This is a genomic window from Stenotrophomonas sp. STM01 (assembly GCF_014852135.1).
Lineage (GTDB): Bacteria > Pseudomonadota > Gammaproteobacteria > Xanthomonadales > Xanthomonadaceae > Stenotrophomonas > Stenotrophomonas capsici.
This window is the reverse complement of the sequence record NZ_JACVBA010000003.1, coordinates 23,010-37,576: the sequence shown is the minus strand read 5'-3', so window position 1 is coordinate 37,576 and position 14,567 is coordinate 23,010. Positions and strand designations below refer to the sequence as shown.

The window sequence follows — 14,567 nt, the reverse complement described above, 5'->3', positions numbered from 1 at the left end:
CAGAAGCGCCCTCATCCGGTGCTTCGCACCACCTTCTCCCGCTCGCGGGAGAAGGGAACGCCAGGGGCTGCTGCGTTAGTCGGCCAGGCCGCGCAGCAGGTCGTTGACGCTGGTCTTGCTGCGGGTCCGGGCATCAACCTGCTTGACGATCACCGCGCAATACAGCGAGTGGGTGCCGTCCTTGGACGGCAGCGAGCCGCTGACCACCACGCTGTACGGCGGGATGTAGCCGTAGCTGACCTCGCCGGTGGCGCGGTTGTAGATGCGGGTGCTCTGGCTCAGGAACACGCCCATGCCGATCACGCTGTGGTGGCCGACGACCACGCCTTCCACCACTTCCGAACGCGCACCGATGAAGCAGTGGTCCTCGATGATGGTCGGGCTGGCCTGCAGCGGCTCCAGCACGCCACCGATGCCGGCACCGCCGGACAAGTGGCAGTGCTTGCCGATCTGCGCGCACGAACCCACCGTGGCCCAGGTGTCGACCATGGTGCCCTCACCCACGTGCGCGCCGATGTTGGTGAAGCTCGGCATCAGCACCACGTCCTTGCCGAAGTGCGTACCGCGGCGGGCGATCGCGCCCGGCACCACGCGCACGCCGGCCTGGCGGAAGCGGGTTTCGTCATAGCCTTCGAAGCGCGATTCGACCTTGTCCCAGAACGGTGCCGGACGGCCTTCCATCACCGCCATGTCGTTGACGCGGAAATACAGCAGCACCGCCTTCTTCAACCATTCGTTGACCTTCCAGCCGCCATTGCCATCGGGCTCGGCGACGCGGAATTCACCCGACTCCAGTCCATCGATCACGCGGTTGACCAGCGGGCGGGTCGACCCTTCGATCTCGTCGACGGTCAGCATCGCGCGGCGCTCGAACGCGCTCTCGATGCTGAACTTCATTTCCGCCACGCCCGGCGCCGGCGGCTTGCGCAGGCTGCGCGGCCCCACCGATTCGATGGTCTTCGGCTTGGCGGCGGCCACCGCCTTCTTCGCTGCCGGCTTGGCCGCTGCAGCGGGCTTCTTCACCACCGGCTTCTTTGCAACGGGCTTCTTCGCAACAGGCGCGGGGGCTGCCGGCTTGGCGGCGGTCTTCTTGGTCGGTGCAGCCTTCTTGGCGGCGGGTTTCCGGGTGGCCATCAGTGGGGGTCTCCTGGCGTTTTTTCAGGCTCCAGGCTGGCCAGCAACGCTTCGCGCAGGGCCTGCCGGGAGGATTCGGTAAGGGGTTGGTCGTGCCGGTCGGTCAACTGGAACTGGTCTTCGGCGCGCTCGCCAAACGTGGCGATGCGCGCATCCTGCACGCGCAGTTGCTGGTCACGCAGGACATGCGCCACGTCGGCCAGCAGGCCGGGGCGATCCGGCGCCACCAGGTTCAACAAAGTGCGGTCGGCATGCGTGGACTCGATGAACTCGATACGCGGCGCGAAGCGGAAATGCTTGAGCTGGCGTGGCATCACCCGCCGCGCCGGCCGCAGGATCTGGATATTGCCGGCCAGTGCCTTGCGCAGCGCCGCCTCCAGCCGCGCGGTATCGCCATCGGCAAAGTTCACCGCCGGGGTCACTTCGAACGTATCGAAGATGGTGTCGTCCGGGCCGTCCAGCACGCGCGCGCGGTGGATGCCGTACCCGGCGCGGTCCAGCGTCATCACGATGGCGGCGAACAGGCCATCGCGGTCCGGCGAATGCACGAACACTTCCAGTGCATCGCTCTCCGGAGTGATGCGGCGCACCTTCACCAGCGTGCCGCCCTTGCGCACCTCCACCAGCGAGGCTGCCTGCCACACCAGCTGTTCGGGACGGAAGCGCAGGAAGCTCTCGTCCGGCATCGCCGCGAACTGGCGGTCGATCACCGCGTCGGCATGGCCGAGCAGCCGCATCTGCTCGCGCACGTTGTCACGTGCTTCCTGCACGCGCTCGGCTTCGGGCAAGGTGTGCTCGCCACCTTCGCGCAGCGCGCGACGGGTGGCGAAGTACAGGTCGGCCAGCAGGCGGTCCTTCCAGGCATTCCACAGCTTGGGGCTGGTGCCGGCGATATCGGCGCAGGTCAGCAGGTACAGGTAATCCAGCCGGTCGCGGTCGCCCACCAGCGCGGCAAACCGCTGGATGACGTCCGGGTCGGTGATGTCCTGCTTCTGCGCGGTCACCGACATGCGCAGGTGCTGTTCCACCAGCCACGCCACCAGTTCGGTGTCGGAGGTGCTGAGCTCATGTGCGGCGCAGAACCCGCGTGCATCCACCGCCCCCAGTTCGGAATGGTCGCCGCCGCGGCCCTTGGCGATGTCGTGGAACAGGCCGGCCAGCAGCAGCAACTCGGGCTTGCGCAGGCGCGGCCACACTTCATGGGCGATGGAGAAGCGCTCATCCGCGCGCCCGGAAGCGAACAGGCCGATGTTCCGCAGCACCATCAAGGTGTGCTGGTCCACCGTGTAGACGTGGAACAGGTCGAACTGCATGCGCCCGGACACCTGCGCGAACGCCGGGATCCACTGGCCGAGCACGCCCAGGCGCGCCATCCGGGCCAGCGTGTCGACCGCGCGCGGGCCGCGCAGCAGCGCCATGAACTGGTCGCGCACCGCCACGTCCACCTCGGTGTACGCGGGGATCTCGTCCAGCATCTCGGCCAGGCCACGCGCGGTCATCGAATGCAGGCCACGCACGTCCGGGGTGCGTGCCCAGCAGGCAAACAACGCGAACAGGCTGCGGATGTCGCCGTGCGGCCAGGCGGGGTCGTCGGCGGACAGGTAACCGCGGCGCAGCGAGAAACCATCGCCCACCGGCTCCGGGCTCGCCTCGCCGTCGAACTGTTCCTCGAAGCGCTGCAGCAGGCGGTCGCTGATGCGACGGATCACCGCGGCGCTGCGGTAGAAGCCCTGCATCATCTTTTCCACGCCCAGGCTTTCGGCGTCATCGACGAAGCCCATGCGCGCGGCGAGCGTCTTCTGGTGATCGAAGCGCAGCCGCTCCTCGGCACGCTGGGCGACCAGGTGCAGGCCGAAGCGCAACCGCGCCAGCACCAGCCGCTCGCGCTTGAGGGCGGCGGCCTCGTCTAGGCCCAGGTGGCCCAGGCCCACCAGCGCGTCGATGTTGCTCACCCCGAACGCGCGCAGCGCCATCCAGCCCAGCGTGTTGAGGTCGCGCAACCCGCCCGGGCCGTCCTTGATGTCCGGCTCCAGGTTGTCGGCGGTGTCGCCAAAGCGCTGGTGCCGCCGCTGCAGTTCCTCGCGCTTGGCCAGGAAGAATTCGCGCGCCGGCCAGACCAGCCCGGGGGCGACCGCGCGCGCCAGCGCCTGCTGCGCGGCGTTGCCCGCGCACAACGGGCGTGCCTCGATCAACGCAGTCAACACGGTCTGGTCGGCGGCGGCCCGGGTGCACTCCTCGGCCGAACGCACTGCATGGCTGGCCGGCAGGCCGGCGTCCCACAGCAGCGCGAACAGGCGCGCCAGGTCCGCCTCATGCGCCTGTTGGGCCGGCACCTCGCCCAGCACCAGCAGGTCGATGTCCGAGCGCGGGAACAACTCCCCCCGCCCGTAACCGCCGACCGCGAACAGGGACAACGCGGCATCGCCAATGCAGCGCTGCCAGGCCTGGCGGATCAGCAGGTCGGCCGCGCGCGCGCGCAGCCCGAGCAGGCGCTCGACGTTGTCGCCCTGCTCGAAGCGTTTGCACAACCGCGCATCGGTATGCGCCAGTGATTGCCGCGCCTGCGCGGCCCACTGCGCATCACCGGCAGGATCTGCCGGCGCGTCCGGTACGGAATCGACCTGACCCGCCGGCAGTTGGCTCATGCCTGCGCGGATTCGGCTGGCGACAGCGTCAGCACTTCCACGCCGTCTTCAGTCACCGCGATCATGTGCTCCCACTGGGCCGACAGCTTGCGGTCCTTGGTCACCACGGTCCAGCCGTCGGGCAGTACCTTGGTGTAGCGGGTGCCTTCATTGATCATCGGCTCGATGGTGAAGGTCATGCCCGGCTTGAGCACCAGGCCCTGGCCCGGACGGCCGTAATGCAGCACCTGCGGCTCGTCGTGGTAGACCTTGCCGATGCCATGCCCGCAGTACTCGCGCACCACGCTGAAGCGTTCGGATTCGGCGTACTCCTGGATGGCGTGGCCCACGTCGCCCAGCGTCGCGCCCGGCTTGACCGCACGGATGCCGCGCCACATGGCTTCCCGGGTGGTCTCCACCAGGCGCTTGGCCATCACCGACGGGGTGCCGACGTAGTACATGCGGCTGGTATCACCGTGCCAACCGTCCTTGATGACGGTCACGTCGATGTTGACGATGTCGCCGTCCTTCAACACCTTGGCTTCGCTCGGGATGCCATGGCAGATGACGTTGTTGACCGAGGTGCAGACGGTCTTGGGGAACCCGCGGTAGCCCACGTTGGCCGGGATCGCACCCTGCACGTTGATGATGTGATCGTGGCAGATGCGGTCCAGTTCCTCGGTGGTGACACCGGGCTTGACGTGCGGACCAATGATGTCGAGCACCTCGGCAGCCAGGCGGCCGGCGATGCGCATCTTCTCGATTTCTTCAGGGGTTTTCAGTTGGATTGCCATCGGCGGATTATCGCGCATTTGGGGAGATCGCTGAACCTTTCACATCATTAAACGTTTAGGTGCCCCGGCGGCCGCCCGGACCGGCCGACCCTGCCGTCAAGCACGCGCCCGCTCCGCCAGCCTCCGGTTGCCGCCACGGCCCAGCTGACAGCAGCTCTGTCAAATTGGCGGCAATTTGGCCGACAAGCATCACAAAAACCCCGGATCCGGCCATATCTCATCCTTTGGCCCGGCGGCCAGACAGCACACTGGATCCCGCACCTGCTCCCACATTCCTGCCTTGCTGCAAGGGCTCGCCAACGCGGCAGCCGGTGCCCCACTCCCCCCGCGCAAGGATCCCAATGAACGCTCGTACCGCTCATCTGTTCGCCGGCCTGTTGGCTGCCTCCCTGCCCGGCGCCGCCCTCGCCGCCACGGATGCCACCCAGTTCCAGGTCAAGATCGTCATCACCGAGTCCTGCGATGTGCACACCATCAGCGCCACGGACATCGACTTCGGCACCCACGCGCGCTCCACCGACGCCACCCCGATCGACAAGCAGGGCGCCCTGCAGCTCAACTGCACCAAGGGCACGCCCTACCAGATCGCCATGAATGCCGGCCTCAACCCGACCAGCCCCACGGCATCGGCCGACAACCGCAGGATGGTCAGCGCCGACAACCGCTACGTCCGGTATGGCCTGTACCGCGACGCAGCGCGCACCGACTTCTGGGGCGATGTGAGCAACACCAACACCCTGGCCGGCACCGGCACCGCGGCCACACAGTCCATTCCGGTGTACGGGCGCGTCCCGGGTACCGATGCCCCCGCCGGCACCTATGTGGACACGGTCACTGCCACCGTCACGTACTGAGCGGGCCCCTCATGTCCCCACGCCACCCGCCCGCATCGCGGGTGGCGGGCCTGCGCGGGCTCGCCACCGCCGCATTTGCGTTGCTGTTGATCGCCGCGGCCAACACACATGCGGGCAACCTGCAGGTCGCCCCGATCCTGCTGGAGTTTGCCCATGGCCAGCACTCGCAGACGCTCTGGCTGGCCAACACCGGGCAGCACCCGCTGCGCGCGCAGATCCGCGTCCAGCAGTGGACACAAGCGGGTCAGCAGGACGTGTTGCATTCCTCCGACGCCCTGCTCGCCAGTCCGCCACTGATCGAGATCGCGGCAGGCCACAGCCAACTGGTACGGCTGGTACAGGCCGAACCCGTTATCAATAACCAGGAGAAAGCGTTCCGCCTGATCGTCGACGAGTTGCCCGGCGACGCGGATACCCCCGCCCCTGGCCTGCAGTTCCTGCTGCGTTATTCCATCCCCGTGTTCGTACTGCCGCCCGGTGCAGTGCCCCAACTGGAGCGCAGCGGCGGCCGCCTGCCAACGGACGCACACCACCTGCAGGGCCACTGGACGAAGGAACGCGGCAACCTCTCCCTGGCGCTGCACAACCACGGCACACAACGCATCCGCATCAGCCAGCTGCGCTGGGTGACGCCCACGGGCCCGGACATCGAATTGTCCCCGGGCCTGCTGGGCTACGTGCTGCCGGGCGCCGGCGTGCGCTGGACACTGCCCCTGCCTTCGCCCCTGCACGGCAACGGCACGCTTCACGCAAGACTCAATGACGACACCGACCCACAAGCGCTGCCGCAGATCACTGCCAGCCAGTAGGCTTCGGCAGGCCGTTGCCGCCGCGGTCACCGGGCTCGCCCTGGCCGACGCCCCTGCCAATGATGCGATGGATATCGCGGTCGGCGAGCACGTGCTTTACCTGGACACCCGCGTCAACGAGGCCGCCACCGGCAAGCTGGCACGCTTCGTACGACGCGGTGACGTGCTGCTGGCCAGCCCGGCCACCCTGTGGAAACTGGGGCTCCGACTGCCGGCCGGGGCTGCCACCCGGCACCTGGTCGAACTGCCCTCGCTGGCGGGGCTCAGCGTGCAGTACGACGCACCACGGCAACGCCTCGACCTGCTGGCGCCGGTGGAGATGCTCGACCGCCCGATGGCGCATATCGACCTGACCCGCACCGAGGCCGCACCGCGCGATGCACGCCAGCGCGTGCCCGGTGCGGTACTCAACTACGACCTGTACGGCCAGCGCTCCGGTGAGGGAAGCAACCTCAGCGGCTTCAACGAACTGCGCTTGTTCGGCGTGGGCCGTGGTGTCTGGAGCAACACGATGCGCAGCCGCCTGCATGCCGGGCCCGCCAAGGCGGACGTCCGCGCCCGCAACACGCGCCTGGACAGTCGCTGGCAGCTGGATCTCCCCGAATCCATGATCACCCTGACCGTGGGCGACACCACCACCAGTGCGCTGGAATGGTCACGCGCGACGCGTATCGGCGGCATTCGACTGTCGCGCAACTTCGCCCTGCAGCCTTACCGCATCACCACGCCCCTGGCCGCATTCTCCGGCGAGGCGGTGTTGCCCTCCACGGTGGACCTGTACATCGACGGCATCCGGCAATCCACCCATTCCCTGCTCCCCGGCCGCTTCCAGCTGGATGGCAGCCCTTCGCTCAACGGCACCGGACAGGCGCAACTGGTCATCACCGATATCAACGGACAACGTCGCGCGCTGGACTTCAGCCTGTATGGCAGCCCCCGCCTGCTGCAGGCGGGGCTGTCGGACTGGTCGCTCGAGGGTGGGGTAATCCGACGCGAATACGGCCAGCGTTCCCTCCGTTACGGCGACTTCCCCCTGGCCAGCGCCAGCCTTCGCCATGGCATGAGCAAGCACCTGACCCTGCAGACCCATGTCGAGGGCAGTCACGGCATCGGCCAGGCCGGAGCCGGCGCGGCCCTGCTGCTTGGCCAGCGTGGCGGGGTAGTCAGCGGCTCGTGGGCGAGCAGTCGCGCCGGTGCCAGGACGGGCCAGCAACGGGGGCTGGGTTACCAATGGACGTCATCGCGGCTTGCCGCCGCGGCCAGCACGTTGCGCCGCAGCGCGGACTATCGCGACGTGGCCGCCGTGCATGAGGGCGCCACCTTGCCGCGCCGGACCGAACAGGCCTCCCTCGGCATCAGCACCCCAGCCGGACAGCTGGGCCTGAGTTATGTGATGCAGCAGCACCCGGATACCTCGCGCAACCGCCATGCAGGACTGAACTGGTCCATGACGTCCCCCGGCGGTGCGCTGCTCAACCTCAGCGTCAACCGCGACCTCACCGACCACCGCGGCGAGAGCGCGTTTCTGTACTGGTCGATGCCCCTGGACCGGCACACCGCCACGGCCGCGTCCATCGGCCATGACCGCGGCGGCAGATGCAGCAGCACCCGGATACCTCGCGCAACCGCCATGCAGGACTGAACTGGTCCATGACGTCCCCCGGCGGTGCGCTGCTCAACCTCAGCGTCAACCGCGACCTCACCGACCACCGCGGCGAGAGCGCGTTTCTGTACTGGTCGATGCCCCTGGACCGGCACACCGCCACGGCCGCGTCCATCGGCCATGACCGCGGCGGCAACAGCCTGTCCGTGGAAGCCCATCGCAGCGCCAGCCGCGAGCAGGGCAAACTGGGCTGGCGCGCGCAGGCCAGCGTGGGCAATCGCCGCTTCGGCGCGCGCGGGGAAATCAGTCAGCACGGCAACCATGGCCAATGGACGGCCGGCCTGGACCACGACAACCGCAGCGGCAACAGCCCGCTGCTCTACGCTGGTGCCAACGGCGGACTCGCCTGGCTGGGCGGGCGCCTGCACACACTGCCCCGTGTCGATGACGCCTTCGCCCTTGTATCCACCAGCGGCGTGGCCGGCGTCCCGGTGCAACTGGAGAACCGCACCGTCGGCGTCACCAACAAGCATGGACAGCTGTTGATTCCGCAACTCACTGCCTGGCAACGCAATCAACTGTCCATCGACCCGCTGGACCTGCCGGCCGACATGCTGCTGGAGACCGTCCGGCATGACGCCGTACCGGAAACACGCAGCGGGATCCAGGTGGCGTTTGCGATGCGTCGCACCCTGGCCATCCAGTTCGGCGTGCGCGACCGGGCCGGCCAATGGTTGCCGGCTGGCAGCCGCCTCACCCTCAAGGCACCCGGCGCCCCACCGGCCACCACGCTGGTGGGTCACGAAGGCAAGGTCTACCTGCTCGATCCGCCCCCGCTGGCACACCTGCACTTCCGCTCCGACAGCGACGCCTGCAACACCGCCGTGCCCGAAACACCCTTGCGCGAAGGGCGCATCAACCTGGCCGATGTGGTCTGCCAATGAGCCATTCCTGCATTCCCCTGCGCCGTCCCGGCCCCCTGATGTGCATCCACTCCAGGAGCCACGCCCACGCATGGCCAACGCAGGTGCTGTTGGCCCTGGCCATCCTGTTGGCGCCCTGCCTGTCGTTTGCTGCCTACCCGGTGTGCACTGTCCGCCAGCAGGCATCCCTGGATTTCGGCACCGTCTCCGGCAGCGGTGCGCGCGATGCCAGCGCTTACCTTCGCGTGGAATGCAGCGGTGACACCAACACCTTGATCAGCACCGCCCTGTTCCGGGTCTGCCTGTTCATCGGCGAAGGCTCGCCTGCCGGCATCGCACCACGGCGGATGTACAACGGCACGGATGCCTACATGAACTATGACCTCTACTCTGATTCCAGCCGGACGCTGATGATCGGCACACCGGGATCCAACCATCCCCTGCACAGTGCCACCTTCGGCGTCGCCCCGCGGGCCACCTACTACCATGACTTTCCCATCCATGGCCGGGTACGGGCGGGGCAGAACCTGCCCGCCACCTCGGCCTACAAAGGGCTGCCAACCAATTCGATGGTGCGGTACAGCTACGGCTACGTGTACACACCGACGGAAAGCGAGTGCCGCGCCGGGACGCCAGGCCACTTTGGCGGTGCCGGCATCGCCAATTTCACCTGGAGCGGGATCCACGCACGCGCCGCCAACACCTGCAGAATCTCCACTGCTACCGACATGGATTTCGGCACGGCCGGCGGCTTGGCTGCCGCGCTGGAGCAGACCTCGACCATCCGGTTCAAGTGCCCGACCAATACCGCATGGCACGTCACCCTGAACGATGGCGCCTACGCCCAGGCGGGCCGTCGCTTCATGAACGCCGGCGGCAAGCGCCTCGGCTACGAGTTGTACCGGGACCCCGCGCTGCTCGAACGCTGGGGCAATACCCGGGCCACCGGGGTCAGTGGCATCGGCACCAATGTCGAACAATCACTGACGGTCCATGGCCGTGTCTCCAGCGACCCCACCGCCGCACCGGGCAGCTACCGCGACACCATCACGGTCACGCTCACCTTCTGAAGGTGCCGCCCGCCCAGCCCGGCACCCGCGCCGACAGCTACACGGACACCGTGACCGTGACCCTGACCTACTGATCCGCCCATCTGCCCGCCCCCAGGCGCCGCCGGGCCTGGCAATTTGCGGCCGACACCCGCTACCGCTATACTTCGCGGGCTTTGCCGGGCCCTGCCCTGTCAAATGCCGCCCACGCCGTGCGTCATCGGTGAATCCACACCCTTCGCCCCCATCCGTGCCGGGGTGCCCTGCCAGTCAGGGTTCGGCCACGGAGGCGTCGGGGAAGCCCAACCCCGGAACCTACCGCTTCAATGCGGACTGCCCTTCCTTTTACCCGGCAGCCGGTTCCCCGTCAGGAGTTTTTGCAATGCCCCAGATCACCATGCGTCAGATGCTGGAAGCCGGCGTCCACTTCGGCCACCAGACCCGCTACTGGAACCCCAAGATGGCTCCGTACATCTTCGGCGCCCGCGGCAAGATCCACATCATCAACCTGGAAAAGACCGTCCCGCTGTTCAACGATGCGATGAACTTCATCTCCTCCGTTGCCCAGAAGCGCGGCACCATCCTGTTCCTGGGCACCAAGCGCAGCGCGCGCGAAGCCATCAAGGAAGAAGCCGAGCGTTGCGGCATGCCGTTCATGAACCAGCGTTGGCTGGGCGGCACCCTGACCAACTTCCGCACCGTGAAGCAGTCCGTTGCCCGCCTGAAGGAACTGGAAGCCGGTGAAACCGACGGCACCTTCGACAAGCTGGTCAAGCACGAAGTGCTGGGCCTGCGCCGCGAGCGCGACAAGCTGGAAGCCTCGCTGGGCGGCATCAAGGAAATGAACCGCCTGCCGGACGCCATCTTCGTCATCGACATCGGTCACGAAGACATCGCCATCAAGGAAGCCAAGAAGCTCGGCATCCCGGTGATCGCCGTGGTCGACACCAACTACAACCCGGAACTGGTGGACTACGCCATCCCGGGCAACGACGACGCCATCCGCGCCGTGCAGCTGTACGCCCGCGCCGCCGCTGACGCCGTGCTGGAAGGCAAGGCCGCTGCTCCGAACGCCGCCTCGGTGCGCGAGGAAGAGTTCGCCGACGCCGACGCCGGCGAAGAAGCCAAGCCGGCTCGCCGCGCTCCGGCCAAGAAGGGCGCCAAGAAGGGCGACGAGGCTTCGGCCTGATGCACCCGGCGGGCGCAGCCCCTGCGCCCGCTCTCCCTGTACCGGCAGCCCAGCGCGCCGGCTTCTGACAGGGCCACGTAACAACGGCCGGCGACCATTGCCGGCCTGCCCCTTTCTATTCGTGAGGAAATTCCATGGAAATCACTGCTTCCCTGGTCAAGGAACTGCGTGAGCGCACCGGCGCCGGCATGATGGAGTGCAAGAAGGCTCTGTCCGAAACCAACGGCGACATCGACGCCGCTGCCGAGGCCCTGCGCAAGTCCGGCGCCGCCAAGGCCGACAAGAAGGCTGACCGCGTCACCGCCGAAGGCCGCATTGGCGTCGCCGTCGACGGCGGCAAGGCCGTGCTGGTCGAAGTGAACTCGGAAACCGACTTCGTCGCCAACGACGTCAACTTCAAGGCATTCGTTGATTCCGTCGCCCTGGCCGCCCTGGCCTCCGGCGCTGGCGACGTGGAAGCCCTGAAGTCGGCCAAGCTGCCGACCGGCGAGACCGTCGAGGAAACCCGCGCCACCGCCATCCAGAAGCTGGGCGAGAACATCCAGATCCGCCGCCTGGTCAAGGTTGACGGCAACAACACCGTGGGCGCCTACGTGCACTCCAACGGCAAGATCGGCGTGCTGGTCGACCTGGCCGGCGGCAACGCCGAGCTGGCCAACGGCCTGGCCATGCACGTGGCCGCGATGAACCCGCCGCACAACAAGGCCGCCGACGTGCCGGCCGAGTTCGTTGCCAAGGAAAAGGAAATCGAGCTGGCCAAGATGACCGACAAGGACAAGGCCAAGCCGGCCGAAATCCTGGAAAAGATCATCAGCGGCAAGATCAACAAGATCATCAGCGAAGTGACCCTGTACGGCCAGGCTTACGTGCTGGACAGCGACAAGACCGTCGAGCAGGCCGTCAAGGCCGCCGGTGGCGACGTCGTCGGCTTCCAGCGCCTGATGGTCGGCGAAGGCATCGAGAAGGTGGTGGAAGACTACGCCGCCGAAGTTGCCAAGGCCATGCAGGTCTGATCCCTGCCTGAGCCCGCAACACCGAAGAAGCCGCGGACCTCCGCGGCTTCTTTGTTTTTCCGCAAACCGAAGCACACGGGAAGTGCAACCACTTTCATGCAAAACCATGACGCCCCTTTCATATTCGGGGGGTGTCTGTATGCTTTGAGGGATTGCCTCCTGCCTGCCTGTCATGTCGCCCGAGCTCAACGCTGCACTGTCCCTCTGCCGCAACCTGCCCTCGCCGCCTGCCATCGCCGTCCGCCTGATCGAGCTGGCGCAGGATCCGGAGACCGATATCGCCACCGCGGCCGATGTCATTGCACTGGATATGGGCCTGAGCGCGCGCATGATGCGCATCGCCAACTCCCCGCTCTACGCCAGCCGCCGCCGCATCGAGAACCTCGGCCAGGCGCTGACCATGCTCGGCCTCAACGCCACCCTGCAGCTCGCACTGGGTTTCAGTCTCTCGCGAGCCCTGGAGGACGACGCACGCAACGCGCAACTGCATGAGGCGGTCTGGCGCCGCGGCATCCTCAGCGCACTGGGCGCCCGCTACCTGGGCCTGGCCATCGGCGTGCGCCGCCTCGAGGAACTGATGCTGGCCGGTCTGCTGCAGGACATCGGCATCCTGGCCCTGCTGCAGGTCCGTGCCGACAGCTACCCGGCCATCCTGGCCGATGCCACCAGCAACGACAGCCTGCTCGACCACGAGCGCGCCCTGTTCGACTGCACCCACGCCGACATTGGTTCCCGACTGGTGGAGATGTGGGGCCTGCCCCACTACCTCACCCACGCCATCGCGCACAGCGAACCCCCGGCCGAACCGGCCGACCCGTTCGAACGCTGCGTGGCGCTGTCCGGCGCGCTGGCCGAGATGTGGCTGGCCGACGACGTCGACGCGGCCCGTGCCCACGCGCTGAACCTGGTCCACACCCAGCTCGGCCTGGACAGCGCCCAGTTCGAGCAGGTCCTGCAGCAGATGAGCCAGATGCTGCCGGAGATCAGCGCACTGTTCGACATCCCGGTCCCCTCGCCGGCACGCATCACCTACCTGCTCGACCACGCCAGTGAGCTGATGGCCCTGCGCAACCTGCGCGAGCTGCAGGACGCCAGCGCCTCGCACCGCCGCGCCGACGATTTCGAGGCCCAGGCCCGGCGCCTGTCCGAACAGGCCCACCTGGATGCCCTGACCGGCGTGCTCAACCGGCGCCAGCTGGAAGTCGTGCTGGAACAGGAGTTCACCCGCGCCAGCGCCGCCGCCCGGCCGCTGTCGGTGGCCTTCATCGACCTGGACGACTTCAAGAAGATCAACGACCAGCACGGCCACCTGGTCGGCGACCAGGTGCTGCAGGCCTTCGCCAGCCGGCTGCAGGGCCAGCTGCGCGGCACCGACACCGTCGCCCGCTTCGGCGGCGAGGAGTTCGTGGTGCTGTTCCCAGGCGCGAACGAGCAGATCGCGGTGGAAGTGATCCGCCGCGTGCTGCAGGTCATCACCCAGACCCCGATGGCCATCGTCAACGAGGCGCCGCTGTACGTCACCTTCTCCGCCGGGGTGGCCACCCATGGCGCCTACGAGCGCTTCAGCGACACCCGTGGCCTGCTCCAGGCCGCCGACGACGTGCTCTACCGCTCCAAGAACCTGGGGCGCAACCGGGTCATCGCCCGCGCACCGTCCCCGGTGTCGCAACCGTCCGCCTGCTGAACCGGCGGGCGGCAATTCCCGCAAATTGTCGCCGCACTGCAACAAAGCTCTGACTGTACGACCCGGGTTCCGTTAGAATTCCCGCGTTTTCCAGCCACCAGAGGTCGTCATGTCCAAACTCGCCTACCAACGCATCCTTCTGAAACTCTCCGGGGAGGCGCTGATGGGAGATGAGGACTACGGCATCGACCCCAAGATCATCAACCGCCTGGCGCGTGAGGTCATCGAAGCCCAGCAGGCCGGTGCCGAAGTGGCGCTGGTGATCGGCGGCGGCAACATCTTCCGCGGCGCCGGCCTGGCCGCCGGCGGCATGGACCGCGTCACCGGCGACCAGATGGGCATGCTGGCCACGGTCATCAACGCGCTGGCCATGCAGGACGCGCTGGAGAAGCTCGGCGCCAAGGCGCGCGTGATGAGCGCGATCAAGATCAACGACGTGTGCGAGGACTACATCCGCCGCCGCGCCATCCGCCATCTGGAAAAGGGCCGCCTGGTGATCTTCGCCGCCGGCGTCGGCAGCCCGTTCTTCACCACCGACTCCGGTGCCGCGCTGCGCGCCATCGAGATCGGCGCGGACCTGCTGCTCAAGGCCACCAAGGTCGACGGCGTCTACGACAAGGACCCGAACAAGCACGCCGACGCGGTCCGCTACGACACCCTGAGCTACGACCAGGTCATCAGCCAGGGCCTGGAAGTGATGGACACCGCCGCCTTCGCCCTGGCCCGCGACAGCGACCTGCCGCTGCGCGTATTCGACATGGGCCAGCCGGGCGAACTGCTCAAGATCCTGCACGGCGAGAACATCGGCACCCTCGTCCACGGCCGCGACGCACACTGACCTTCCACGGTTCCGGTCCGATGGAGGGGGGTCTTCGCCTATAATCGCCCGGT

The 14,567-nt window shown here is 67.5% G+C and carries 12 protein-coding genes; 9 read left to right on the top strand and 3 right to left on the bottom strand.

Annotated elements, in window-relative coordinates; all coding sequences use genetic code 11:
* Nucleotides 1-75: 75 nt before the first annotated feature.
* The 3 genes from dapD to map are packed head-to-tail and all read right to left on the bottom strand — an operon-like array spanning nucleotide 76 to nucleotide 4,552.
* Nucleotides 76-1,134: a 2,3,4,5-tetrahydropyridine-2,6-dicarboxylate N-succinyltransferase gene (gene dapD, locus IB227_RS14365; protein ID WP_192287980.1), complete on the bottom strand. Its 1,059-nt coding sequence runs from the start codon at nucleotides 1,132-1,134 to the stop codon at nucleotides 76-78.
* Nucleotides 1,134-3,779 carry a [protein-PII] uridylyltransferase gene (locus IB227_RS14360; protein ID WP_192287979.1) on the bottom strand — a complete coding sequence of 882 codons (2,646 nt, stop codon included), beginning with the start codon at nucleotides 3,777-3,779 and terminating at the stop codon, nucleotides 1,134-1,136. The genes dapD and IB227_RS14360 overlap by 1 nt, the downstream gene beginning before the upstream one ends.
* Entirely contained in the window at nucleotides 3,776-4,552 is a 777-nt protein-coding gene (gene map, locus IB227_RS14355; protein ID WP_132865122.1) for a type I methionyl aminopeptidase, read from the bottom strand. Before map ends, IB227_RS14360 begins: the two co-directional genes overlap by 4 nt.
* A gap of 341 nt (nucleotides 4,553-4,893) precedes the next feature.
* On the opposite strand from map, the gene IB227_RS14350 reads away from it, so the two are divergent.
* From IB227_RS14350 to pyrH, 9 genes are all read left to right on the top strand, one after another.
* Nucleotides 4,894-5,406, top strand: coding sequence for a spore coat U domain-containing protein (locus IB227_RS14350; RefSeq protein WP_192287978.1), 513 nt, complete (start codon nucleotides 4,894-4,896; stop codon nucleotides 5,404-5,406).
* 41 nt (nucleotides 5,407-5,447) lie between these two features.
* Nucleotides 5,448-6,215 (top strand): fimbria/pilus periplasmic chaperone, encoded by a 768-nt coding sequence (locus tag IB227_RS14345; RefSeq protein WP_192287977.1) that lies wholly within the window; start codon nucleotides 5,448-5,450, stop codon nucleotides 6,213-6,215.
* The gene (locus IB227_RS14340) at nucleotides 6,166-7,857 is read left to right on the top strand and encodes a fimbrial biogenesis outer membrane usher protein (protein WP_192287976.1); all 1,692 of its coding nucleotides are present in this window, start codon (nucleotides 6,166-6,168) and stop codon (nucleotides 7,855-7,857) included. Before IB227_RS14345 ends, IB227_RS14340 begins: the two co-directional genes overlap by 50 nt.
* A gap of 8 nt (nucleotides 7,858-7,865) precedes the next feature.
* Nucleotides 7,866-8,762, top strand: coding sequence for a fimbria/pilus outer membrane usher protein (locus IB227_RS14335; protein ID WP_192287975.1), 897 nt, complete (start codon nucleotides 7,866-7,868; stop codon nucleotides 8,760-8,762).
* An 89-nt stretch (nucleotides 8,763-8,851) separates the two neighbouring features.
* Nucleotides 8,852-9,811 (top strand): spore coat protein U domain-containing protein, encoded by a 960-nt coding sequence (locus IB227_RS14330; RefSeq protein WP_192287974.1) that lies wholly within the window; start codon nucleotides 8,852-8,854, stop codon nucleotides 9,809-9,811.
* Between the two features lie 361 nt (nucleotides 9,812-10,172).
* Entirely contained in the window at nucleotides 10,173-10,979 is an 807-nt protein-coding gene (rpsB, locus tag IB227_RS14325; protein WP_192287973.1) for a 30S ribosomal protein S2, read from the top strand.
* Between the two features lie 134 nt (nucleotides 10,980-11,113).
* Nucleotides 11,114-11,992, top strand: a complete 879-nt coding sequence (gene tsf, locus IB227_RS14320; protein ID WP_192287972.1) for a translation elongation factor Ts — start codon at nucleotides 11,114-11,116, stop codon at nucleotides 11,990-11,992.
* A gap of 172 nt (nucleotides 11,993-12,164) precedes the next feature.
* Entirely contained in the window at nucleotides 12,165-13,676 is a 1,512-nt protein-coding gene (locus IB227_RS14315; protein ID WP_192287971.1) for a GGDEF domain-containing protein, read from the top strand.
* Between the two features lie 109 nt (nucleotides 13,677-13,785).
* The gene (gene pyrH / locus IB227_RS14310; RefSeq protein ID WP_132865134.1) at nucleotides 13,786-14,514 is read left to right on the top strand and encodes a UMP kinase; all 729 of its coding nucleotides are present in this window, start codon (nucleotides 13,786-13,788) and stop codon (nucleotides 14,512-14,514) included.
* Nucleotides 14,515-14,567: the final 53 nt, after the last annotated feature.